Annotated in this window: 28 protein-coding genes, 3 pseudogenes and 1 other annotated feature; of the genes and pseudogenes, 10 read left to right on the forward strand and 21 right to left on the reverse strand. The window is 45.1% G+C overall.

Annotated elements, in window-relative coordinates; genetic code table 11:
- Positions 1-6: 6 nt before the first annotated feature.
- Positions 7-171 carry a response regulator aspartate phosphatase gene (locus tag MY7_RS19935; protein WP_051058662.1) on the reverse strand — a complete coding sequence of 55 codons (165 nt, stop codon included), beginning with the start codon at positions 169-171 and terminating at the stop codon, positions 7-9.
- A 265-nt stretch (positions 172-436) separates the two neighbouring features.
- Here MY7_RS19935 and MY7_RS12265 point away from each other — a divergent pair, with 265 nt between their 5' ends.
- On the forward strand, positions 437-1120 hold the full coding sequence (locus tag MY7_RS12265; RefSeq protein WP_007613127.1) for a hypothetical protein: 684 nt from the start codon (positions 437-439) through the stop codon (positions 1118-1120).
- Positions 1121-1548: 428 nt separating this feature from the next.
- Here the strand turns inward: MY7_RS12265 and MY7_RS20170 are convergent.
- The 5 genes and pseudogenes from MY7_RS20170 to hmpA form a co-directional block, all read right to left on the reverse strand.
- Positions 1549-1820 (reverse strand): annotated as a pseudogene (locus MY7_RS20170) (HNH endonuclease signature motif containing protein).
- Between the two features lie 39 nt (positions 1821-1859).
- Complete coding sequence (locus tag MY7_RS19610; protein ID WP_153933080.1) at positions 1860-1997, reverse strand: hypothetical protein; 138 nt, start codon at positions 1995-1997, stop codon at positions 1860-1862.
- Between the two features lie 205 nt (positions 1998-2202).
- On the reverse strand, positions 2203-2940 hold the full coding sequence (locus tag MY7_RS12280) for a hypothetical protein (RefSeq protein ID WP_007613129.1): 738 nt from the start codon (positions 2938-2940) through the stop codon (positions 2203-2205).
- A 231-nt stretch (positions 2941-3171) separates the two neighbouring features.
- Positions 3172-3370, reverse strand: a pseudogene (locus MY7_RS12285) (tyrosine-type recombinase/integrase); the annotation flags it as partial.
- Between the two features lie 110 nt (positions 3371-3480).
- On the reverse strand, positions 3481-4671 hold the full coding sequence (gene hmpA, locus MY7_RS12290; protein WP_007613131.1) for an NO-inducible flavohemoprotein: 1191 nt from the start codon (positions 4669-4671) through the stop codon (positions 3481-3483).
- 236 nt (positions 4672-4907) lie between these two features.
- Between hmpA and MY7_RS12295 the strand changes: the two genes are divergently transcribed.
- The 3 genes from MY7_RS12295 to MY7_RS20040 all read left to right on the forward strand — a co-directional run bounded on the left by MY7_RS12295 (position 4908) and on the right by MY7_RS20040 (position 6084).
- Entirely contained in the window at positions 4908-5135 is a 228-nt protein-coding gene (locus tag MY7_RS12295) for a hypothetical protein (protein WP_007613133.1), read from the forward strand.
- Positions 5136-5304: 169 nt separating this feature from the next.
- The gene (locus MY7_RS12300; protein WP_007408760.1) at positions 5305-5814 is read left to right on the forward strand and encodes a type 1 glutamine amidotransferase domain-containing protein; all 510 of its coding nucleotides are present in this window, start codon (positions 5305-5307) and stop codon (positions 5812-5814) included.
- A gap of 141 nt (positions 5815-5955) precedes the next feature.
- Positions 5956-6084: a hypothetical protein gene (locus tag MY7_RS20040; protein WP_007613134.1), complete on the forward strand. Its 129-nt coding sequence runs from the start codon at positions 5956-5958 to the stop codon at positions 6082-6084.
- A 15-nt stretch (positions 6085-6099) separates the two neighbouring features.
- On the opposite strand, the gene MY7_RS12305 is transcribed toward MY7_RS20040, so the two are convergent.
- The 4 genes and pseudogenes from MY7_RS12305 to MY7_RS12315 form a co-directional block, all read right to left on the reverse strand.
- Positions 6100-6852: an SGNH/GDSL hydrolase family protein gene (locus tag MY7_RS12305; RefSeq protein WP_007613140.1), complete on the reverse strand. Its 753-nt coding sequence runs from the start codon at positions 6850-6852 to the stop codon at positions 6100-6102.
- 180 nt (positions 6853-7032) lie between these two features.
- Positions 7033-7239, reverse strand: a complete 207-nt coding sequence (locus MY7_RS12310) for a hypothetical protein (protein ID WP_007613141.1) — start codon at positions 7237-7239, stop codon at positions 7033-7035.
- A gap of 47 nt (positions 7240-7286) precedes the next feature.
- Positions 7287-7337, reverse strand: a pseudogene (locus MY7_RS20175) (hypothetical protein); the annotation flags it as partial.
- 171 nt (positions 7338-7508) lie between these two features.
- Entirely contained in the window at positions 7509-8378 is an 870-nt protein-coding gene (locus MY7_RS12315; RefSeq protein ID WP_007408764.1) for a cation diffusion facilitator family transporter, read from the reverse strand.
- 223 nt (positions 8379-8601) lie between these two features.
- On the opposite strand from MY7_RS12315, the gene MY7_RS12320 reads away from it, so the two are divergent.
- From MY7_RS12320 to MY7_RS12330, 3 genes are all read left to right on the forward strand, one after another.
- Positions 8602-9408: a TrmB family transcriptional regulator gene (locus MY7_RS12320; protein WP_007408765.1), complete on the forward strand. Its 807-nt coding sequence runs from the start codon at positions 8602-8604 to the stop codon at positions 9406-9408.
- A gap of 72 nt (positions 9409-9480) precedes the next feature.
- Complete coding sequence (locus MY7_RS12325; protein WP_007613144.1) at positions 9481-10212, forward strand: AzlC family ABC transporter permease; 732 nt, start codon at positions 9481-9483, stop codon at positions 10210-10212.
- Positions 10209-10532: an AzlD domain-containing protein gene (locus tag MY7_RS12330; protein WP_007613145.1), complete on the forward strand. Its 324-nt coding sequence runs from the start codon at positions 10209-10211 to the stop codon at positions 10530-10532. Before MY7_RS12325 ends, MY7_RS12330 begins: the two co-directional genes overlap by 4 nt.
- A 40-nt stretch (positions 10533-10572) precedes the next feature.
- Here the strand turns inward: MY7_RS12330 and sr7p are convergent, their stop codons facing one another.
- The 3 genes from sr7p to acsA all read right to left on the reverse strand — a co-directional run bounded on the left by sr7p (position 10573) and on the right by acsA (position 14141).
- Complete coding sequence (gene sr7p / locus MY7_RS20045) at positions 10573-10698, reverse strand: small protein SR7P (protein WP_260627211.1); 126 nt, start codon at positions 10696-10698, stop codon at positions 10573-10575.
- Positions 10699-10817: 119 nt separating this feature from the next.
- Complete coding sequence (gene tyrS, locus MY7_RS12335) at positions 10818-12083, reverse strand: tyrosine--tRNA ligase (RefSeq protein WP_007613147.1); 1266 nt, start codon at positions 12081-12083, stop codon at positions 10818-10820.
- Between the two features lie 50 nt (positions 12084-12133).
- Positions 12134-12366, reverse strand: a binding site (T-box leader).
- A gap of 53 nt (positions 12367-12419) precedes the next feature.
- A complete protein-coding gene (gene acsA / locus MY7_RS12340) occupies positions 12420-14141 on the reverse strand; it encodes an acetate--CoA ligase (RefSeq protein ID WP_007613149.1) in 1722 nt (573 codons plus the stop codon).
- Positions 14142-14299: 158 nt separating this feature from the next.
- On the opposite strand from acsA, the gene MY7_RS12345 reads away from it, so the two are divergent.
- Genes MY7_RS12345 through MY7_RS12355 form a run of 3 tightly spaced genes read left to right on the forward strand, consistent with a single transcriptional unit; the run spans position 14300 to position 16764 of the window.
- Positions 14300-14932: a GNAT family N-acetyltransferase gene (locus MY7_RS12345; protein WP_007613150.1), complete on the forward strand. Its 633-nt coding sequence runs from the start codon at positions 14300-14302 to the stop codon at positions 14930-14932.
- 24 nt (positions 14933-14956) lie between these two features.
- A complete protein-coding gene (locus MY7_RS12350; protein WP_007613151.1) occupies positions 14957-15601 on the forward strand; it encodes an acetoin utilization AcuB family protein in 645 nt (214 codons plus the stop codon).
- Positions 15598-16764 carry an acetoin utilization protein AcuC gene (locus tag MY7_RS12355; RefSeq protein ID WP_007613153.1) on the forward strand — a complete coding sequence of 389 codons (1167 nt, stop codon included), beginning with the start codon at positions 15598-15600 and terminating at the stop codon, positions 16762-16764. The genes MY7_RS12350 and MY7_RS12355 overlap by 4 nt, the downstream gene beginning before the upstream one ends.
- A 9-nt stretch (positions 16765-16773) precedes the next feature.
- Here the strand turns inward: MY7_RS12355 and motS are convergent, their stop codons facing one another.
- The 8 genes from motS to murC all read right to left on the reverse strand — a co-directional run bounded on the left by motS (position 16774) and on the right by murC (position 23606).
- A complete protein-coding gene (gene motS, locus MY7_RS12360) occupies positions 16774-17463 on the reverse strand; it encodes a flagellar motor protein MotS (RefSeq protein ID WP_007613154.1) in 690 nt (229 codons plus the stop codon).
- Positions 17453-18268: a flagellar motor protein MotP gene (gene motP, locus MY7_RS12365; RefSeq protein WP_007613155.1), complete on the reverse strand. Its 816-nt coding sequence runs from the start codon at positions 18266-18268 to the stop codon at positions 17453-17455. The genes motS and motP overlap by 11 nt, the downstream gene beginning before the upstream one ends.
- 68 nt (positions 18269-18336) lie before the next feature.
- A complete protein-coding gene (gene ccpA, locus MY7_RS12370; protein WP_003152385.1) occupies positions 18337-19341 on the reverse strand; it encodes a catabolite control protein A in 1005 nt (334 codons plus the stop codon).
- A gap of 278 nt (positions 19342-19619) precedes the next feature.
- Positions 19620-20696 carry a bifunctional 3-deoxy-7-phosphoheptulonate synthase/chorismate mutase gene (locus MY7_RS12375; RefSeq protein WP_003152383.1) on the reverse strand — a complete coding sequence of 359 codons (1077 nt, stop codon included), beginning with the start codon at positions 20694-20696 and terminating at the stop codon, positions 19620-19622.
- A gap of 235 nt (positions 20697-20931) precedes the next feature.
- Positions 20932-21258 carry a bacillithiol system redox-active protein YtxJ gene (ytxJ, locus tag MY7_RS12380; protein WP_007408776.1) on the reverse strand — a complete coding sequence of 109 codons (327 nt, stop codon included), beginning with the start codon at positions 21256-21258 and terminating at the stop codon, positions 20932-20934.
- Between the two features lie 25 nt (positions 21259-21283).
- Positions 21284-21697 carry a YtxH domain-containing protein gene (locus MY7_RS12385; protein WP_003152380.1) on the reverse strand — a complete coding sequence of 138 codons (414 nt, stop codon included), beginning with the start codon at positions 21695-21697 and terminating at the stop codon, positions 21284-21286.
- Between the two features lie 32 nt (positions 21698-21729).
- Entirely contained in the window at positions 21730-22152 is a 423-nt protein-coding gene (locus MY7_RS12390; protein WP_007408777.1) for a DUF948 domain-containing protein, read from the reverse strand.
- A gap of 155 nt (positions 22153-22307) precedes the next feature.
- Positions 22308-23606, reverse strand: coding sequence for a UDP-N-acetylmuramate--L-alanine ligase (gene murC, locus MY7_RS12395; RefSeq protein ID WP_007613158.1), 1299 nt, complete (start codon positions 23604-23606; stop codon positions 22308-22310).
- Between the last annotated feature and the right edge of the window lie 111 nt (positions 23607-23717).

A 23717-nucleotide genomic window follows, 5' to 3' on the forward strand; every position in this document is an offset into this window, starting at 1 on the left:
CGCTTTTTATAAATCCTCTATACACCAATTAATCGGTTCGTCTCCCATTTCATCTAAAAGCGGTTTGATCTCTTCAAAATATTTCTCAGCAGACTCAGCGTCTTGTTGTTTTATCGCGATATACCAATCATTTAATATATTTGCAACACATTCAGAAGCCAGTTTACTCATAAGATAAACCCCTCTTTCTACAAATATTCTAAATTTTATCAAAAAATATTCTAGCATACCTTTAACATAAAATGTAATTAATAGGAGTTTTTTTCGGCATCGCACAATTTCAAAAAAAGGCTATTGACCCACTTTTTCAGAACGGTATTATAGCGGACTATTTCTCTCTATTGTCGAATCTACACTCCGCTGTCCCCATTCTTAAATAATAACAAGTCCGGTATAATTTGGTTTGTAACGAATATACAATAGGGAGTGTGATTGTTTGAAGAAATTCAGGTCAGCTTTACTTTTGTTTTTGGTCACTGCATTGGTTGTAGGGGTTATGCCTAATTTTAAAGCCAAAGCAGAAAGCAATGAAATGTTGAACACCCCTGCATCAATGTCAAATGATACTGTAGGTGAGAATGTTTTTGAGATTGATGGGGAAAAGTATGTCTATTCTTACGACTTTACTGACCCTGCTGTGAATAAAGCTAAAGTTATTGAGGAAAATGGGGCAGTTACAAAATTTGAATACAACAACGAAACAAACACACTTTATAAAAACGGTGAGGTCGATTTTAACCTTACTATGGAGGAAGATGGGGTATTTTCTTCTTCTAATATGTCAACTATGAAGATACCGCCCGGTGGAAAATACATGGGGAAATACAATTATAAATACAATTTGAAAGGCGTTTCTGTCGGTGTGGCAGCCACAGCTATTTCAACAATAACAAAAACACCTTACAACGTAGTATTCGCTATTGTAGGGTTTTTAGCAGGTACCCAAACAACTGCATACTATACAGTATTCCAATATCGTTATGCCTTTAAATGCAGCGCATACCCTTATGCTAATAGAACAAAATTCTACGAAGACTCTAAAAGAAAGAAAGTCCTTAAAACGGCAGACAGTCCCAAATTCTTTGGAAGCAGGCCAATCCCATCAACTTGCCGACCATAAAAACGAGGTGGAAAAATATGCAACAAGAAAAAACAACGTCTAATGTTAACAGGATATTAAAAAGATATATCCTACTGTTCCTTGTTTTATGTGCATGTTATTTTGTTTACATGGGCGTTTTGGGTAATAAATTCACTCCAGTCCCATTGATTATTTTCATCGCTGGATCAATTATTGGGGAGTTAATCAGAATAGGAAGAATGAGAAGATAGGGGGTTACATCCTCCTATCTTTTTTAAAACACACAAGCTTCACAAATTTGTTTTTACCCATTTTTCTTTTATGCTCGGGTATATAACAGTGAAGACAATAACATCAAAACAGATGAAGTTAAGTGTACGCAAAAGAATTTAATTTTTAGTCTTGGGGATTTTGTACATTCTTTCATTTGATGTTCTGTTCCCAAATCCTCCATCCTCCGTCGCTGTCTACCGGCCCTGACACGAGGCGCATAAGGGCCCATTTACTTGAGGTTCATGCCGCCTTTATGCGGAACGATATGATTGATAACTGTCGCCGGGGTTCTTCTTCCTTGCATTAAGCAGACAGCACATAACGGATGCTTGGACAGGTAACCAGCGCGCGACTGCCTCCACTTGCTGTTATACCCCCGTTTGGCAGCTGATGATTCCCGATATTGGTCATAGGCTTGCGTGGTGCTCTTATGCTGTTCGCAGTAGTCCTCCCTTTCCCCTGAAATCCTTCGATTGTATGCAACAAAAAAAGCACCCGAAGGATGCTAATCTAGAATTTCAAAAGAGGAGACGCGTTCTGCATTCAAATATATTTTTTCTTCATCATCTACAGAAAAATACAAAACCTCATCTGATGATTGTCCTAATTTAGTCGCTAAGTCTTCTTTTGATTCAAATTTCACTGTTACATATTCTTTACCACTATCCATAATGATTTTATTTTCATACTAATCCTCCTATAATCTCTTCTCATAGGATCGAGAAGAATACTATAATTATTATCTGCTCTCTTGAGAACCAGAGAATCTTCTTAAATTTATTACCTATTACCATAATACCTCACTCAAAAGAAATGGTGTGCCGTTATTCTGCCAAGTTTGTGCCATTTTAATAACTGGCTTCTACTTCTTCCTCTTCCTCTTGTTGCTTATTTTCTTTGAGAGTACCCCAATTTATTAGCTCGTTCAAAAAATAACCTTGAAACGCATTTAAGTTAGCTGAATAATGCTCGTAACCTTTTGATACTACTTTAAACAACCAACCTATAAGTCCAAGATAAATTATAAATATAACTAAATTGAATATATACATATTTGGATTTAAGGTTGAATTAAAATAACTATCAAAATTATATTTTGTTAAAGTGACCAAATTAATCACAAAGGAAATCACCAGAGAAACTCTAAGAGTACCTAAACTATGAATTGTGCTAAGTATATGCCTATATCGATCAGCTACATAATCTCTTTGAGCATCTTTTAATCTCAATAACCCCCTATGCCAAACATATTCAAATACATAATAATCTTGATGATGATTTTCGCCCCACTCAAACAGACTTACACCCTTAACGTGCTCCTCAACAGCATTTATCATTCTAGCAGCTTCATCTATGATTTGTTTATTTTTAGACCACCGACTAGAAAAGTGAATTTGTTGCATTATGTATCCGATAGTTACTCCGAAAAAAGCTAATGATACAAAAAGACCCAAGGTCTTGGATATATCTATTTTTAATTTAAGTAATTCATTATGATATAAAAATAAGATTGGCAAGCTTATTAACATAATGAATACCCATCCTGGTATTCCCCACCTAATAAGATACTTCGTATCAAAGTTCAAATTTTCCACTCCTAAACTTTTCCCCTATTATATAACATTTACAGGAAGTATCCACATTATCCACGAATTACCCATATGTTATATACTGTGCAACTGCCCGAAGTGCGTCAGCCCTTGCCACCCTTGTTTTCAAGCATTATCCCTACAAAATGAATTCCACATTTGCTTTTTGAAGGGAATCAATAAAAATATGCAAAAAAAAGACTCATCTTGTTTATGAGATGAGCCTGCTTATATTTTGGATTTCTTCCTGGCGTTGTTCATGGTATCGGTTAATTCCAATGTACCGAAGGGTTGTCCGCTGATCTGAGTGATTAAAAATCTCCTGCAACATCGCAACGTCTTTTGTTTGCCTGTAAAAATGGTAGCCGAATGTTTTCCTCAGCGTGTGCGTGCCTATATCATCCAAAACAACGTACTCAGCGGCAGCCATCGACGTGACAACCCGCCTCTAATTCCCTGTTCGTTCTGTTATCTAGAATAAAAAAAGCACCCAATCCGGGTGCTTAACACATTAAATCATCGTCCTTCCTTCTTCAATCACACCATACTCAGCTGCGGTTCGAATAATTCATAGTGAATGGATTCCGGCGGTGTATTGAATTCAGAAATCAGCTTTTTCATTTCTTTAATGAACGACGGTGATCCGCACAGGTAAAAATCAGCATCTTTATCTGTCATCACTTCTTCTAACAGCTGCTTGTCAATCCGGCCTTCCCGAAAACGAATGTTTTCTGAACGGTCTTGCTCGGACGGCTCGCTGTAAATAAAGAGGGTGTCAACGGATGAGTGTTCCGCGGCTTCTTCAGCTTCATGCCGCAACGCATGATACTCTCCGCTCCTTGCTGCATGGATAAAGAGAACGTTTCGCTGCGGCTGGGTTTTGGCAACCGTCTTTAACATGCTGATCATCGGGGTAATTCCGACACCGGCACTGACGAGAACGAGATTCTTTTTGGAATCAGGGTCTAATACGAAATCCCCGGCCGGAGCGCTGATTTCAATTGAATCCTTTTCGTGTAATTGGTCATGCAGATATGAGGAAACAACCCCTTCTTTTTTCACGGAAATCCGGTAATAATCCTTACCGGACACGTCGGATAAGCTGTACTGGCGGATATGCGTATAGCCCGTGTCCGGAATGTATACTTTTACACTGATATACTGCCCCGCTTTGAATTCGGGGAGAACTTGTTCGTCTTCCGGTTTTAAATAAAACGACGTTATCTCTTTGCTTTCTTTTACCTTTTTATCAATTTTAAACGCCTTATAGTCTTTCCAGCCGCCTTTTTGCGTTTCCGCTTGTTCATACATGTCCTTCTCAATTCCGATAAAAGCGTCTGCAATGGCGCCGTATGCTTTTTCCCATGCCCGAATGACCTCAGGAGCAGCCCCGTCTTTTAGCACATCCTTTATCGCGATTAACAAGTACTTTCCAACGATTGGGTAATGCTCGGGCTTAACACCTATACTCCGGTGTTTATGGCTGATTTGTTTGACGACGGGAACGATGTTTTCCAGCCTGTCAATATTGGCTGCGGCCGCAATCACAGCATTCGATAAGGCCGTACGCTGTGTTTTTTTCTTTTGATTTGTCTGATTAAAGATATTCAGCAGCTCAGGGTGATGCTGAAACAGCAGGTCATAAAACCGGCCTGTGATTTCTTCACCATGCTCTTCTAAGACCGGCACTGTGCTTTTAATGGTTTCAATCGTTTTTTCATCGAGCATTCTGAAATCCCCCTAAAGATGTATGCATCTCGATTGACCTGAGAAAAGAATCGTTTTTGAATTCTTTTTTATAGATTTCCCCGCTCAAAAAGGGTTAGCCATTCCAATTTGAGGCGGATTCAGGAAAAAACAGAAAAACGAAATTGCATATGGAAAATTGTGGACTTGCCATGGGGTACTTGTCCGATGCAAAATCCTCCTTGTCAGCATTTAATAAAGTACGGGAGGTGAGATGAATGGGTAAAAAATCGAAAGTGTATTACTGTGACCCTAAGTATATTGTGACTGACAAGTATACTGACAAAGAAGTGGTTTACGTCCATCCCATCAAACACATTAACAGAGAGCATATCCGTTATGTTCCCCGCCACGTTTATCAGGAAGAAACAATTCACGAAGTCATTGATCCGGGAGATCCGGGGAAATGCGGGTGTAAAAAGAATAAAAAAAGACACAAAAAGTAATTGGTTCGATTTCTTGCCTTATCTCAGGTTAAACACGTAAGTTTCAGCAGACCTCCGTACCTTTTGGCTCCTCTTTTTCAGAGGGGTCTTTTTTCATAAGCAAATACGTTGTGAGGCGGGAATCTGCCTGATATTCTTGTCATATACAAATTCACAGGAGGCATGATGTATGAGCAAAAAAATCGCAGTTCTGATGACAGATCAATTTGAGGATATTGAATATACAAGCCCGGCGGAAGCATTTAAAGAAGCGGGCCACAGTGTGGTGACAATAGATTTGGAAGCAGGGAAAGAAGTGACGGGCAAGCACGGTGAGAAAGTAAAGATCGATCAAGCGATCTCAGACGCAGACGCCAAGGAATTCGATGCGTTATTGATTCCCGGAGGCTTTTCACCGGATCTTCTGCGCGGAGATGACCGCCCGGGTGAATTCACTAAAGCATTCGTGGAAAATCAGAAACCCGTTTTCGCGATCTGCCACGGCCCGCAGCTGCTGATTGATACCGACCTTCTTAAAGGAAAAGATATCACGGGATTCCGCAGCATCCGCAAAGACTTAATCAATGCCGGCGCACATTATAAAGATGAAGAAGTCGTCGTGAGTCATAACATCGTAACGAGCAGAACACCTGACGATTTGGAAGCCTTTAATCGTGAATCATTGAACCTGCTGAAATAAGAGAAAAAAGCACAGACCCGTTCAGTCTGTGCTTTTTTATGGACTCTTAAAGAAACACCGTTCGTTTAGACCTATTCTCCGGCCCATCCATCATAAGTAAAATAAAGAGAGGATGTTTTAAAACCCGACAGGAGGTTCGCTATGTGGATGATCATTTTGCTGCTTTTCATTTTAATCGGTTTTACCGGTAATATCGTCTCGCTTTTGAGAGCGCAAAAACACGCATCTCAAAGAATAATTGAGCTTTTAGAAAAGCAAAGCCGAAAATAATCTGTTAGCGCTGTGTTACCCATAATAGTAATAATAATTCCGGCAGATTTCCTGAAATATGATTTGATGCCCTTTCTCGTTCGGATGAAGACCTTCTGACATGCACATGCTGCGGAAAGCGGGATTATACGGGTCGATGAGATCTGTATCAAACAGGTCGGCATACGGTACAGAGAGGAGTGTGCAGGCTTCTTTTTGGGCTTTCACATAGTCAGCCAGCTTCAGGCCCAGTTTATTTTTATCAGTATCACGGCGGACGATTTTTCCTTTTGATATTTTTGCTTGTCTCGTTGGGGTCACCACAATGATGCTCGCGCCTTTATTTCCGCTCCGCAGCTGCTGGATCACTTGGCAGAAGCCTCCGTAAAATGTGGTGATATCCTTTTCATCTGTGCCGATGGGAATGTGGTTGCACCAATCATCATCTGTTCCCTGGACAATGATGACATCATGTCCCTTTGTTTTAAGCGCCTGCTGATAAATGTTATCGCTTCCGTTGTTGCTCATATTAACGCCGCTGACAGACAGATTGGTTATTTCAGCGTTTGTCCGGTCTTTCAGAATGTCACCAAAGCCGTATTCCGCACGCAGCCCCCGGGCGACGCTGTCACCTAAGATCGCGATTTTTGAAGCCTTCCGCAGCCTGCTTATGCTGATGAAGTCAACGCTGATATGCCCGCTGTCCGTGATATGCAAAAGCTTGCTGCTTATGTTTGGCAAAGAGACTGTCTTTCCTGCAGAGTTATAAAAATCCTCATTCAGCTTCATTCGGCGTCATCCCTTCCTTTTTATCCTCCGGCATCTTTGTTGACATAAAAAACGGACACGAACAAACAGCGCCATGTTGTCAGTTCAGTGTCCGCAGATGATGAATACCGGATCTTTTATGCAGTTCTCTTGCCATTATAGCAGATCCCCGTTACTTGTAACAGAGTCTGCAGTCAGCATTTAAAACAGCGTTTGCGGGTACGTTTTTGATGGGACCGTCTGCTGCGGGAACGGTGTGTCCGGCGATGCGTCCGTCTTCTGCTGCGGGAACGGTGTGTCCGGTGATGCGTCCGTCTTCTGCTGCGGGAACGGTGTGTCCGGTGATGCGTCCGTCTTCTGCTGCGAGAACGGTGTGTCCGTTTTCTGCTGCGGGAACGGCGCGAACATTTTTTAGAAACCGGTTCTTGGTATAAATACTCCCCTAAACCTTCTCTTTCCGCAACGGCAACTCCATGTTCAATTTCTTTAACAGAAATAGCGTTCAATTCTGTTCACCTCCCTTTTTCTTTACAACATAACGTATGAAATGAACCCCTCACGTGTATAAGCTTCTCTCTCATATGAGCGAGAAATGGTCATTTACACAACAAAAAGACCCGTGGGAACGGGCCTTTTGCAGACATTTTGCCGGGAACAAAAGCAAACTTAAGATCGATTTATTTCTTCCTCTCGCTCTCCGGCTCGGGGTGAATCATTACCTGTGCTTGTTTGAATTCATTCGTAATATCTCTTTCAATGCGGTCACACAGGTCATGCACGTCTTTAATCGTCACGTGAGAGGCTACGACCAGGTGAAAATCAATATACTCCTGCGGGCCGGAGCGCCTTGTACGAAAATCGTGAATTTCAATAAATTCCTGTTGAAATGTTTCAATAATCTTTAAAATTGTTTTTTCTTCCTCTTCCGACAAACGGGTATCAATCAGCGGCGGGAATGCTTCTTTCATTAACTTAAACGCTTCATATATGATATACACCGCCAGCACCATACCTATAATGGGATCAAGTATGTACCACTCCGTTAAGGTAACGACCAAAAGGCTTGCCGCTACGCCTAATGATGTGTACACGTCAGTCAGTAAATGCAGGGCATTTGATTTCATTGCCACGGAATTAACCTTTTCGGCTTCTCTTTTTACGAACTTCGAAACGATCAAATTAATGAGAGCCCCCGCAAGCATCACAACAATTCCCAATACAGGCAGATGAACCGGCGCGGGGTTGACCAGTTTTTGAACGCATTCATATATCATCCAAATCCCTGCCGCAAAAATCAGAATCGTCTCGATAGTCCCCGACAGATTCTCGACTTTTCCATGACCGTACGGATGCCCTGTATCAGCCGGCTTTTTTGAAATCCTGACGGAGATAAAGGCGATGAAGGCGGCGATCAAATCTAAAAAAGAATGAATGGCTTCAGAAAGTATCGCGACAGATCCGGTTATGATCCCCACCACTATTTTGAGCATGACGACCAGGGAATTGCTTATAACCGATAAAAAAGCGATTTTAGAGGTGTTTTCCACCGTGATCCTCCTCTTTTTAACTTCTTGAATTTATCGTATCAAACGGCATTCGTGTGGGTCTACGGCAACGTTTTTCACAAAAGCCATACATGTAACTCACCATAAACTAAGTTGGAAAGCGACAAAAACAGGCGCACCTTTCTTTCAGCACTCAAGTCCCATTGACAAGATATAACCGCTTACATTATAGTAGTTTCATGAATAACCACTACGGAGGATGTTTATGGAGGATGTTCTGAAAGAATTACAGAAATTTGGATTTTCTCAATATGAATGTAAAGCATATATCGGCTTGTTGAAACACTCGCCTGTTACCGGATATGAAATCAGCAAAAGGTCAGGCGTCCCCCGCTCAATGATCTATGAAGTATTGGGGAAATTAGTTGATAAAGGCGCTGTCCATATTGTGCCGTCTGATCCGGTTACTTATGCTCCGCTTGCCGGAAAGGAATTAATCGACCGGCTCCGGCACGATTTCGAGAGTTCATTCGGCTACCTTGAGGAAAAGTTATTGGCGCTGGAAAGCGAGCAGGAGATGAATGTCATCCGCCGCATCAGCACGAATGATCATGTCATCAATGAGATGAAGGATATGATTGAAAAAGCCGAGGAAGAGTTGTGGCTGTCTGTCTGGGAACAGCAGATTCCCTTTATTCAAGAAGCCGCTAACAAACGCGCCGCCGAACAATTGCCCGTCTTTTCGATTGTGTTCGGCCCTCCGGAAGTGAAGCTCGGAAATACGACAAATCATAATATGTCTCCTGAAGTGGCGGAGAAACGGATGGGCGGAAGATTAACGATAGCTGCCCGCGATAATAAAGAAGTCTTAATCGCCAATTTTTCTCCGCAGACGAATGCCTGGGCCATTAAATCAGAAGATCCCGCTCTCGTTCTCGTGGCCATGGAATATATGAGGCACGACCTTATGTTCGCGGAGCTTGTAAAAGAAGTAGGGGCTGAAAAAGTTGAAGGCCTGATGAAACAAAACCATTCGTTATTTCATGTCGTCACCGGAAATCGGTTCATTTAAATGTGAACCGTATTTTCTTTGATTTTTTCATTAGTCGTTATCATTATAATCTCTATGAAAGGAGTATAAAAAATGATTAACACAGAAGTGCAAAAAACCGCCGTTTCCCGGGAAATGAACGATACGTTTTTACAGGGGGTGCGGGATTGTGTGCCTACGCTGCTGGGCTATATGAGCATCGGTTTTGCTTTCGGCATCGTTGGCGTTGCCTCTCATCTAAGCATTCTTGAAATTTGTTTGTTATCTTTGTGTGTCTATGCCGGCGCCGCCCAATTTATTATTTGCTCACTCCTTGTTTCCGGGAGTCCGATTTCCGCCATTATTTTAACGACGTTTATCGTCAATCTGCGGCACCTTCTGCTGAGCCTGACCATCGCGCCGTATTTCACGAAATACTCTTTGCTGAAAAATATCGGCTTCGGGGCTTTGCTTACTGACGAATCTTTCGGGGTAGCGGTGAACAAAGCGGCTCAGAACGGCAGGTTATACGATAAGTGGATGAATGGCCTCAATATAACCGCTTACATGTGCTGGGTTATTTCCTGCGTGATGGGCGGGCTTCTCGGACAATGGATTTCTGATCCTTACGCGCTCGGCCTGGACTTTGCTTTGCCCGCTATGTTTGCGGCGCTGCTTGTGCTGCAATTGCAGTCGTCCGCTTCGGAAAAGCTGAAGCACAGCCTCTCCTTAATTCTCTATATGATCATTTTTATGGTCTTGTTATCGTATTTCGTCCCGTCACACATCGCGGTTATCGCCTCAACCGTGATTGTGGCAACGATCGGGGTGGTGACGGACAAATGAGCATCAGCACACAAATGATCTGGATTATACTCGGCTGCATGGTTGTTACACTCGTGCCGCGCATTGTTCCGTTTATATTTGTCCGGAACATTCAGATGCCTGAATTGGCTTTAAAATGGCTCTCCTTTATTCCGCTTTGCATTTTGACGGCTCTGGTAACGGAAAGCATGATTGTGAAAACAAACAGCGCTTTGACCTTTGATTGGCAAGCAATGATCGTTCTCATCCCGACATTGCTTTGCGCAATGCGGACAAAAAGCTTATCCATCACGGTCATCACAGGAGTCGTGCTGATGGCCGCGGTCAGGCTGATATGGTGACAATCAAAAGCCTCCATTCCGCAGAATGGAGGCTTTCCCTTTATGATGTCGGATTTTCTTCTTCCGTCTCTGATTCCTCGGCTTTGGCTTCGGCGTTTATGCCTTGCTGCTGTTCCCAATGATCCCGCTGCAATCTTTCTTTTGCGATGGTAAACATGAAATTCACGGCGCAGCACCCCTTCCCTGTTTTGCTTATACTATGTACTGTACTCATTTCCCCGTGCAGTATTCACAAAACATAAAAAAGCAGCCTGCCGCATTGAGCGGCCGGACTGCTTTTTATTTTCAGTACGTGATCAGGAAGTATTTTTTCTTTCCGCGGCGCAGTACGGTAAATTGGTCTTCAATGCGGTCTTCCGCAGTCAGAAGATGCCCGATGTCCGTCTGGCGCTCGCCGTTAATGTAAACAGCTCCGTTTTGAATGTCTTCGCGGGCCTGCCGTTTTGAAGGCGACAATTTAGATTCCACAAGCACGTCTACTAAAGACAGTTCTTCAGAGCGGTCTTTTTCAAACGAAGGTACATCTTTAAATCCTACCTTGACGTCTTGAGCGGAAAGCTCTTTAATATTGCCGCTGAACAGCGCCTGGGAGATATGAACGGCCTGCTCAAGCGCTTCGCGGCCGTGTACAAGAACAGTCACCTCTTCAGCGAGACGTTTCTGCGCTTCTCTTTTCTCAGGAGCCGTCTCCGTTTTTTCAGCATAAGCTTCAATTTCCTCTTTTGATAAGAAAGTGAAGTATTTTAAGTATTTGACGACGTCGCGGTCATCTGTATTGATCCAGAACTGGTAGAATTCGTACGGCGATGTTTTTTCTTTATCAAGCCAAATGGCTCCGCCTTCCGTTTTGCCGAACTTCGTGCCGTCAGCTTTTGTGACGAGCGGAATGGTAAGACCGAAAGCTTTCGCCCCTTCTTCTTCTGATTTTCTGATCAGTTCAAGACCGGCCGTGATGTTGCCCCACTGGTCACTGCCTCCGATTTGGAGTTTGCAGTTCTTTTCTCTGTACAGATTCAGAAAATCGTAGGATTGCAGGATCATGTAGCTGAATTCCGTGTAAGAAATCCCAGTTTCAATTCTTGAGCTTACGGTATCTTTCGCAAGCATGTAGTTAATTCCGAAGTTCTTTCCGACGTCACGAAGAAATTCAATAATGCTCAGCTTTCCGATCCAGTCAAAGTTATTCGCTATGACAGCGGGGTTTTCTCCGGCCTCGAAATCTAAAAATCGGGAAAGCTGATTTTTAATTTTTTGCGACCATTCGACAACGATATCCTGAGTATTTAACGTACGTTCCGCTTTTTTGCCGCTCGGATCGCCGATCAGTCCCGTCGCGCCGCCTACAAGCGCAATCGGATGGTGGCCTGCAAGCTGGAAACGGCGCAGTGTCAATATCGGCAGAAGGTGTCCGATGTGCAGGCTGTCAGCCGTCGGGTCAAACCCTGAGTATAAACGGATTTTTTCTTCGTTCAGCTGTTTATTCAGTCCTTCTTCATCCGTCATTTGCTGGATTAAGCCGCGGAATGATAAATCCTCTAATAAGTTAGTCATTTTGTCTGCTCCTTTGTTTATGAAAATAAAAAACGCCCCTTCGTTTTAAACGAAGGGACGATATAATCGCGGTACCACCCTACTAATAAAAGCATAAAAAAGCTTTTATCACTCTTTTTGATAACGGACCGTGTCCGTTCTTTCACTACTGAAAGCCTTGGAATGGCTTTGTTCGCAAAAGCAGTTCATGAGTGTATTCGGCATATCTTATGTGCTGATTTTCACCGGCCATCAGCTCTCTTGAACAATCAGATACCCTACTTGTCTCAATCAAAACCTTTTCGTATGAAGCTTACTCATTTTTAACATAAATAAGATACGATGTCAACGCCGTCTTTAATCTTCCATTGTGGACAGGTCGCCTGCCGGCAGGTTCAGCTCCCACGCCTTCAGCACACGTCTCATAATCTTTCCGCTCCTTGTTTTCGGAAGTTTATCTTTGAATTCAATTTCCCGCGGTGCGGCATGCGCGGCAAGCCCCTGTTTTACAAAGAGGCGAATGTCCTCCTTCAGCTGATCGGATGGCTCATGCCCTTCTCTGAGCGCGATAAACGCTTTAATAATTTCTCCCCGGACAGGGTCCGGCTTTCCGATGACGCCGGCTTCGGCAATCGCCGGATGTTCAACAAGTTTGCTTTCGACTTCAAACGGGCCGACGCGCTCGCCGGATGTCATGATGACATCATCGACTCTGCCTTGGAACCAGAAATAACCGTCTTCATCCATATAAGCAGAATCTCCGGAAACATACCAGCCGCCCGGCATGAAATAAGAATCATATTTCTCTTTGTTGTTCCAAATGGAATCCATCATCGACGGCCAGCCCTTTTTAATGGCGAGATTTCCCATTCGGTACGGCGGAAGCTCATTTCCCTGATTGTCAACGATCGCCGCTTCCACTCCCGGAATCGGTTTCCCCATTGAACCCGGCTTGATCTCCATGCAAGGATAATTGCAGATGAGCTGTCCGCCCGTTTCTGTCATCCACCACGTGTCGTGGATACGCTTGCCGAATACTTTATGTCCCCACTTGATGACCTCGGGGTTCAGAGGTTCTCCGACACTCAGGACGTGACGAAGTGAAGTAAGGTCAAATTTGGATGCCATTTCATCTCCGGCGCCCATAAGCATTCTGAAAGCCGTTGGAGCGCTGTACCAGACGCTGACACCAAGCTTCTCAATCGTGCCGTACCAGTTTTCCGGGCTGAATCTGCCGCCGACGATCACATTCGCCGCTCCGTTCAGCCACGGCGCAAATATCCCGTACACCGTCCCGGTCACCCAGCCCGGGTCCGCAGTGCACCAGTAAATATCGTCTTCTTTAAGATCAAGCACCCACTTACCGGTCTGGTATTGCTGAATCATGGCTTCATGAACGTGGAGCACACCTTTGGGCGTTCCGGTAGATCCTGATGTGTAGTGAAGCAGGTAGCCGTCTCTTCTGTCCATCCATTCAATATCAAGTCTCGTGCTTTCTCCCTCAGCCGCTTTATCATAATGGATGATTTTATTATCTCCCGCTTCTTTGCTGCCGCCGACAATGAAAATATGCTCGAGGTCGGGCAGGCTGTCCGCCGGAATCCGTTCGGCCAGTTCAGGTGTCGTCACGACAACCTTTGCCTGACTGTTCAAGAGGCGGTCTTTGACGGCGCCTTCCATAAACGCTTCAAATAAAGGACCGGCGATCGCACCGATTTTAATTGCGCCGAGCATGATAAAGTAAAGCTCCGGCGAACGCGGCATGAAAATAAAAACGCGGTCCCCTTTTTCCACGTTTCCATACCGTCTCAGTACATTTCCCGCCCGGTTCGATTCCTCCATCATTTCTTTAAATGTGTATTTTTCATCCCGGTTTGCGTCCTTGTAATACAGCGCTACTTTGTTTTTTCGAAATGATTCGGCATGACGGTCAATCGCTTCGTACGCCGCATTCAGCTTCCCCGTCTGATGCCAGGAAAACTCCGCTTCGACCTCTTTCCAATCGAAGCTGCGGTACGTTTCCTCATAATTTCGCAGATGATAATTCCCCTTTTCCGCCGGCAACGCTTTCAAATTCATGCAACATCCCCCTTTGCTTATCTATAGACTAATTATAGTAGATGTTCACAGTTTTCTCAATTTTTAAAATATAAATTACAACACTATTGAAAACGCTTTATATTTTGTTATGCTTAAGAGAGATGTGTTTTTATTAAGAACCGACAGGCGGTGAATCAGTGAAACATCATAAAACGTACCATTCTTCATTAATTCAGACAGCAGCCGGCCCTCTTTTAGTAGAAGGGCCCGTTCCTCCAGAGGACCTAGCACAGTATGAGTTTCATGAAGGCCTGACAGCCTTTCGCCTTCCTCATGAACAGCACAAAGCGTTAATCGAGATCGCCGGGCTTCCTGAAGGTCGGATCATTATCGCCAGGGACGGACAGACGATTATCGGCTATGTGACGTATTTATATCCTGATCCGCTTGAACGGTGGTCTGACGGAAATATGGAAGACCTCCTTGAACTCGGGGCGATCGAGGTCGCTCCCGGCTACAGGGGCTGTTCTGTCGGAAAAACGCTGCTGACAGTCAGCATGATGGATGAACAGATGGAACGGTACATCATCATGACGACGGAATATTACTGGCATTGGGATTTAAAAGGAATGAAAAAAGATGTGTGGGAATACAGAAAGATCATGGAAAAGATGATGAATGCCGGGGGTCTTGTCTGGTTCGCAACGGATGAACCGGAAATCAGCTCTCACCCGGCCAATTGTCTGATGGCCCGCATCGGCAGGCACGTCAGTCAGGAGTCAATTGAACAGTTCGACAGGCTTCGTTTTTATCAGCGATTTATGTATTGACTGACATACAAAGGGGATAAAAAGATGATTGCAGAACAAATCATGAAACGGGACGTCATCACCGTCTCAAAACACGACTCCATTGAAACAGCCGTCCGTAAAATGAAGGTATATCATATCCGCCATCTCCCTGTCATCGACGACGAGCTGCACGTCATCGGTATTGTCACAGACAGAGACATTAAACAGGCCGGCCCCGGCAGCTTTGAACAAAAGGAACGCGGCGTGTTTCTGACAAACAAAGTGGAGACCATTATGAAACGGAATGTCATCTGCGCTCATCCGCTTGACTTTGTGGAAGAAATATCTGCTTCCTTTTATGAGCACGGCATCGGCTGTCTGCCGATTACGGTAAACCATAAGCTGACGGGCATTTTAACGAAAACTGACGTGCTCCGGACTTTCGTCAGCCTGACAGGAGCGGCCCAGCCGGGGTCACAGGTGGAAATCCTGGTGACGGATATGACAAAAAGCCTTGCTGATCTCAGCTGCATGTGCCGTGATCTTCAGCTGCAAATCCTGAGTGTGCTCGTCTATCCCCATGATTCCGCCGGGTCGAACATTCTCGTCTTCCGGGTGAAGACGATGAATCCGCTCCCTTTTATCCGTGCCGTTCATGAAGCCGGATACAATGTCTTATGGCCGAAACATTTGAGGGATAAGCCATGAGAGACAGCGTTTTTGTTTACTCGCCTTCTTATCAGACGTATCAATTTCATCAGGAACATCCGTTCAATCAGCGTCGCGTGCTTTTAACATACGATCTGCTTCAGGCGGCGGATGCGTTTGACGAAGGAGATATCGTCACACCGCGCACGGCCGCTAAAGAAGAGCTGGCTCTCGTTCATACGGAGGATTATATACAGGCGGTGGAACTAGCGGGTGCCGGCCGGCTCCCTGCCGCAGAAGGAGAAAGCTACGGTCTCGGAACGGAAGACACCCCCGTTTTTGCCGGCATGCATGAAGCCGCGTCACTTCTGGTGGGCGGCACCTTAACGGCGGCTGATTATGTCATGACGGGACAAGCTAGGCACGCCTGCAATTTAGGAGGCGGCCTTCACCACGGCTTCCGCGGCAGGGCCTCAGGCTTTTGTATCTATAATGACAGCGCCGTGGCCATCCAATACATCCAGAAGAACTACGGGGCAAAAGTGTTATACATTGATACAGACGCCCATCACGGCGACGGCGTTCAATTTACGTTTTACGACAGGTCTGATGTCTGCACTGTTTCTTTTCACGAGACCGGGCGTTATTTATTTCCCGGGACGGGACAGGTACTGGAAAAAGGAAGCGGGCAAGGCTACGGCTATTCTTTTAACATTCCGCTGGATGCTTTCACAGAGGACGATTCCTTTCTTCACGCTTACAATACGGCCGCCTCAGAAATCGCGGCTTTTTTTAAGCCGGATGTGATTCTTACCCAAAACGGTGCCGACGCCCATTATTACGACCCATTGACACACCTGTCCAATACAATCTCCATTTATCAGGAGATCCCGCGGCTCGCTCATTCATTAGCCCATCAATATTGCAGCGGCAGATGGATCGCGGTCGGCGGCGGCGGATACGATATTTGGAGAGTCGTCCCGAGAGCATGGAGCCGCATTTGGCTTGAGATGAAAGGGATTGATCCCGGGGAGCGCATACCGCAGAAATGGATTGATAAATGGCAGAAGCACTCCCCCTGCACGTTGCCCGCTATTTGGAGTGATCCTGAACAATTATATCCTCCGATTCCCCGCAAAGAAGAAATTTCAGAAAAAAATGCCCAAACCGTGGAAAAAGCACTTTTTGCCATCCGGTCTGAGCAGCGGTATAAAACAAAATAAAAAACGACCTTATGAGGAGGTCGTTTTTTTGATCACAATTTCTACACGGCGGTTTTCTTTCATATGTCCGGGACTTTTGTTATCCTTCACAGGTTTCGTATCCGCATACCCGACAGAGATAAACCGTTTGGCGGAAAAGTCTTCATTCGCGGTAAAATACCGGATCACACTCGCCGCTCTTGCAGACGACAGCTCCCAATTTGACGGAAATTGATAGGTGGAAATCCGCCGGCTGTCCGTATGGCCTTCTACCTGTATGTCATTCGGAATTGTTTTTAAAAGCACCGCGATCTGATGCAGAACCGGCTCGGCGTTTTTCAGCACATCCGCTTTTCCTGTCTGAAACAGAACGGCCTCCTGCAGCACAAGAACCACTCCGCGCTCATCGCGCTTCGCCGTCAATTTCGAACTCAAATGATGCGCTTTTATGTATGTCTTCACGTTTTGTAACAGCAAATCCTGTTCTTTATTTTCGTTTGCTTTGTCTGATGACGCCGGTTCACCCCCGCTGCCGTTTGTATGAATCGATGAAACGGCAGATTGAAATTTTTCCGCGTCTATTTGCGACATCGAAAAAAGCAATATAAAGAACACGAGAATGAGCGTGATCAAGTCAGCGAACGTCACCATCCATCTCGGTGAACCGCCGGAATGTTCCGGTTTGTTTCTTCTTTCAAAACGCTCTTTTCTAAGCTTCATGGACAGCGCCCTTTTTCTTGTTCGCAGGCTGTCCTTTACGCCAGTCTTCTCTTGAGCTGAAGACGACGAGCTGACTTTCGAGGTTGCGGGGATTTTTGCCCGATTGGATGCCGACAACCCCTTCGATCATGACCTGTTTGATGAAAATTTCGCTTTCTGTTTTTTCTTCAAGCTTTGCCGCGATTGGGATAAACACCAAGTTGGCAAGCAGCGCTCCGTACAGTGTCGTCAATAGCGCAACGGCCATGTTCGGTCCGAGGGTATGCGGGTCATTTAAGTTTTTGAGCATGAGAACGAGTCCGACGAGCGTCCCGATCATTCCCCAGGCGGGTGCGAAATCACCGGCTTTTTCAAAAACGCGTCTTCCTTTTCTGTGTCTTTCTTCCATCGCGGCGATTTCAGAATCCATCACCAGCCGGATCGTTTCCTCGTCCCAGCCGTCAATCGCAAGCAAAAGCCCTTTTTTTAAAAACGGATCCTTGATCTCACGCGCCCGGTCATCCAGAGACAGAAGCCCCTGCCTGCGCGCCTGCTCCGAAAGGCTGACAAATACTCTGACAAGCTCTTTCACATTGTCATCCTGACGGGAGAATACCTGTTTCAGAACAGAAGGGGTTTTCTTTAAATCCCTCGGCGGAAAGCTGATAAAGATCGCCGCAGCAAGGCCGCCTGTGACGATTAAAAAAGAAGTCAGATCTAAAAATGAACTGATTCCCGCCAGTCCCGTCCCTGACAGAATACCGATTGCGACAATAATACAGCCTAACATAAAGCCAACGGGCGTCAGATAATCAAAACGTTTCATATCTTCTCCTTACTCAAGTAAAAAAGCAAGATTCCACCCCTCAGAGTGAAGCTTGCTTTTCCGTTTTTTTATGACTTGGTTGATTGTCTTAATTCGATGCGGTGAGGCAATTCGACGATATGCTCTTCAACCGGCTCTTTGTTCATCAGTTTTGTCAAAAGTCTCATCGCCACAGCGCCGATATCGTACGTAGGCTGCACGACTGTTGAAAGCTGAGGGCGGACCATCAGGCTCAATCTCGTATTGTCAAAACCGATAATATCAAGATCATCAGGTATCGAAAGACCTTGATCTTGGGCCGCATGGATAATGCCGAGGGCCATTTCATCCGTCGCAGAAAGAATCGCCGTCGGTTTCCGGTCAAGGCCCATCAAGCTTTGAAGCGCCTCCATACCGGAATCATAGGTGTAATCGCCTTCCGCTACGAATTGCTCGTTAAACGGAATCGCCGCTTCTTCAAGCGCCCGTTTGTACCCTTGCAGTTTTTTCGAACGGTTGATCGGCTCTTGCATCGGTCCGGAGACGAATGCAATATCGCGATGCCCTTTATCAATGAAAAGCTTAACGGCATCATAAATCGCCTGTTCATAATCAATGGCGACAGAAGGCGTCTCGCCCTGTTCTTCCACTGACGCCGCCAAGACGATCGGCACAGGAGAGCGCTTAAATTCTTCGACATGCTCGTCCGTAATGTTGCCGCCCATAAATACGATACCGTCCACTTGTTTGCCAAGCATCGTATTTAACAGATGCAGTTCTTTCTCAAGATTTTGGTCCGAGTTGCTTAAAATAATATTATATTTGTACATCGTCGCGATATCTTCAATTCCACGCGCAAGTTCAGAGTAGAAAATGCTTGAGATATCAGGGATGATGACGCCGACCGTTGTCGTTTTTTTGCTTGCAAGCCCTCTTGCCACCGCGTTCGGGCGGTAGCCGAGCCGGTCAATGGCTTCCAATACTTTTTTTCTGGTCGTCGGTTTTACATTCGGGTTGCCGTTCACGACGCGGGAAACAGTCGCCATACTGACATTTGCTTCTCTGGCCACATCGTATATCGTAATGTTGCTCACTGAAACCACTCCTTTTACTGGATACACTTATCCTTATCTATAGCATAAACACTTTATGTAAAGAAATGTCGTACGATTTCGCATTCTGTCGTTTATGATTGTAAGCGTAAGTCAGTAGTGTACATTATTTTTCATTATTCATCAAATTTAAATATCTCTCATGAAATTATACACGTTTTTCCCAGTGATGAAAACGTTCACTTTCATTTTATAATTAAATAAAATGAAGATACGAAAAAAAGCCGCGCGAGGCGGCCTTTGAAGAGCGGAACGTTGTATTATGCTTTTACTTTCAGCATTGGCTTTAATTCGTTCAGCCATTTCTCGAATTCAGGTATATCCATCTGCTGCGCAGAGTCTGAAAGGGCAACGGAAGGATCAGGGTGAACTTCGGCCATCACGCCGTCAGCGCCGATCGCAAGCGCCGCTTTTGCTGTCGGAAGCAGGAGATCGCGGCGGCCTGTTGAGTGTGTGACGTCAACAAACACCGGCAAGTGAGTTTCCTGTTTCAAAATCGGCACGGCAGAAATGTCGAGTGTGTTTCTCGTTGCCGTTTCGTACGTTCTGATTCCGCGCTCACAAAGAATGATTTGGTCGTTTCCTTGTGACATGATGTATTCAGCTGCATTGATGAACTCTGAAATTGTTGCGGCAAGACCGCGTTTTAACAATACCGGCTTTTTAACGGAGCCGGCCGCTTTCAGCAATTCAAAGTTTTGCATGTTCCGCGCGCCGATCTGAATGACGTCAATGTAATCAATCGCTTGCTCAATGTGTGCGGGCGTTACGATTTCACTGATCACCGCGAGGTCATATTCATCAGCGACGCGTTTAAGAATTTGCAGGCCTTCTACGCCGAGACCTTGGAAATCATACGGACTTGTGCGGGGTTTAAACGCGCCCCCGCGCAGGATTTTAATGCCTTGTTTTTTCGCTGCGGCCGCTACTTCGGCAACCTGCTCATAGCTTTCTACGGCACAAGGTCCGACGATGAATCTCTGATCGCCGTCACCGATTTTTTCACCTTTTATGTCAACGATCGTATCTTCTGCTTTTTTCTTCCGGGAGACGAGCAACGCTTTGCTGTGGTCCTCTTCTTGAAGTTCAAGTCCGGCTTTGAAAATTTCTTTGAAAATATGCTGGATCGTTGAGTTTTCAAATGGGCCGTCATTGCTTTCAATTATGCGGTTAAGCATTGTACGCTCTCTGACAGGGTCAAATCGGTTGACACCTTGTGCTTCCTTTGCTTTACCGATTTCTTTTACAACGGCTCCGCGTTCATTGATTAATTTAAGGATTTCTAAGTTTAGTGCGTCTGCCTGCTGTCTTAGGCTCTCTAATTCCTTGTTGCTCATCTTTTTCATCCCTTCTATGCTATGCTTTATTTTAATGGTTAACATGCATCTTACTACAGTTATGCGAAAATAGGAATATGAAATAATAAATTTTTTCACATTCGGCTTTATCACAAAAACGCTTTTAAGCTTTTATGCGTTGAAGCAGTATATATTGATATCCTACATGATCCGGCTGAAATGATCAATAGTTTTTTTCAAAAAAAAACCGCCGGTATCAACCGGCGGCCAGCAATTATGAAAGGTGCTGCTCTATTGCGTTTTTTGTGATTTGTGAATGAGACGCGTGCCATTTCACTTCGCCGTTTGCAATGACGAATACTTGCGGACTTTCATGTTTCACGCCGTATGTCTCGGCGATATAGTTTGAAAGCGGCCGGCTGTCCTGCACCTGCAGGTAATAAGAAGGCACTTCCGAATGCGCCGATGCAAAGGCGTCAAACTCCTGAAACGCGGCTTGGCTGATCGGGCAGGTGGTGCTGTGTTTCAAAAACACGAGCGTGTTTTCTTTCTCAGCGGCATTTTTGAACTCTTCTTCAGACGATATCAGCTGTTTTGTCATGTCGGTTATCTCTCCTTATTGAAGATCAGCGATTTGCCTGACCGGCTTTTTCCCCGGCGTCTTCCGCTTCGGCCTTGATGCTTTGGGCCGTGTCCTGCATTTCGCTTCTCGTCTCTTCGGCTTTCTCGGTTAGTGTGCTCTTAGAACGGTCTTTTAAATCCTTCACTTTATTCATAATCTGGCCTGACTGATCAGCTACCAGCTGGGTGATATTAGATGTTTTGTCCTTGGCAATGCTGACATATTGAGAGCCTTTCTCTTTCGCGTCGGCCGTCATTCTGTCCGTCTTATCCTTTAACGCAGAAGCCTGACTGCCGAGATCGTCGCGCAGCTCCTTACCTGATTTAGGCGCCAGAAACAACGCCGTTGTCGCGCCGATAATTCCCCCGATCAGCGTTCCGATTAAAAAATCCTTACTATTGATTCCATCTTTGCTCATTATGATTCCTCCTTAGTGGATTTTTCTTATGATTAAAGCGATGTTTTTTTCTTTTGCTTCCACTTGTCCCATATTTCCATAGCGGCCTGGCTCCAGGTGACAACCTGACTGATCTTATCCTGATTCTCTCTTACAGAGGCCGTAACGGAACCTGCTGCCTGCTTTATGGATGTATTAAACTGCTGGACGGAAGTTCCCACTTCCTGGACAGCATGGACAACCGTATTTAATTTCTCTGATTTTTCCTGAATGTCTTCCGCGAGACGGTTTGTCTTATGTAACAGCTCGGTTGTCTCTGCGGTAATGCCTTTCATCTGCCCTTCAAGCCCGTCTAAAGTCGAGGCTACGTTTGTTAAGGTCATCTGCACGGACTTTAATGTTTTGGACAGATAGATGACGAGGATGAGAAATGCAACGGCAATGAGTGCGACGCTTAAGTAAAGAATGATGATCATCTAATACCTCCTTAATGCAGGATATAGTGGTATATACCCAATTCTTAAAATGATAAACATATATGAAAGATCTGTATGTATACTATTTCTCCGTTTCTCGGTGAATCCCTTTGCAGCACGCACAAAAAAGCAGTGAGAGCCCCACTGCTTTTTCGTTACGCTATGACGTTTTCATAGGCTCTCATATATTTTTGAATGTCTCCGGCGCCCATGAAGATCAGCACTGCGCCTTCATGCGCTTTTAACACGGATGTGTCATTTTCTTCAATGAGTTCTGCGTTATCGATTTTTTCCTGAAGATCCGTAATCGTGAGCTTGCCGACGTTCTCACGGGCAGAGCCGAAAATGTCACACAGATACACGCGGTCGGCCGCGCTTAAGCTTTCTGCGAATTCATCCAGGAATGATTGCGTCCGTGTAAACGTATGCGGCTGAAATACCGCAATGATTTCACGTTCGGGATATTTTTGGCGCGCCGCCTCAATCGTGACTTTGATTTCAGTCGGATGGTGGGCGTAGTCGTCGATCAGCACCTGGCTGCCGATTACTTTTTCATTGAATCTGCGTTTGACGCCGCCGAATGATTCAAGTCCGAGCTTAATCATGTTCACGTCTATCTCTTCATAGTGGCAGAGCGCAATGACCGCTAAGGAATTGAGGACATTGTGATGCCCGTATGCCGGGATGTAGAACGTATCGTAAAACGTATTGCGGACAAAGACGTCAAATGTCGTGCCTTCCGTATTTTTTAAGATGTTTCTCGCTTGAAAATCGTTTTCTTCTCCCGTGCCGTAATAAACGACAGGCACATTGGCGTGAATTTTCGGCAGGTACTCATCATCACCGCAGGCAATGATGCCTTTGTTGACTTGAAGCGCCATGTTTTGGAAAGCATCAAACACATCGTCAATGTTGGCGAAATAATCAGGGTGGTCAAAATCAATATTCGTCATAATCGCATAATCAGGCTGATAGCTTAAGAAATGACGGCGGTACTCGCAAGCTTCAAATACAAAGTATTCGCTGCTTTCATTTCCTCTGCCCGTTCCGTCCCCGATAAGAAACGAAGTCGGCTTCGCCTGCTGCATCACGTGTGCCAAGAGGCCCGTTGTGGACGTCTTGCCGTGTGCACCCGTTACCGCGACACTTGTGTATTTTTTCATATATTCAGCTAAAAATTTATGATATCTGATGACAGGAATCCCTTCAGCGAGCGCCTTTGCGATTTCCGGATGAGAATCAGGGAATGCGTTTCCGGCGATTACCGTTAAGCCGGGTTTGATGTTATCGGCGCTGAACGGATAGATCGGGATATTTCTTTTTTCAAGGGCAGCCTGAGTGAAAATCTGCTTCTCGATATCCGAGCCCTGCACCTGATACCCTGTATCATGCAGGATTTGAGCAAGCGGGCTCATACCTGTCCCTTTTATTCCAACAAAATGATAAACAGTCATAATCGTACCTCCAACAAACGTCTATCTGTTCCCCAGTATATGACGCTCATTTCATTTTGCGACCGCCGCGGGCAAAAAGCCCGCACAGCGGCGCTTCCATTTATTTTTACG

Origin of the sequence: Bacillus sp. 5B6 (genome assembly GCF_000259405.1) — a bacterium.
Lineage (GTDB): Bacteria > Bacillota > Bacilli > Bacillales > Bacillaceae > Bacillus > Bacillus velezensis.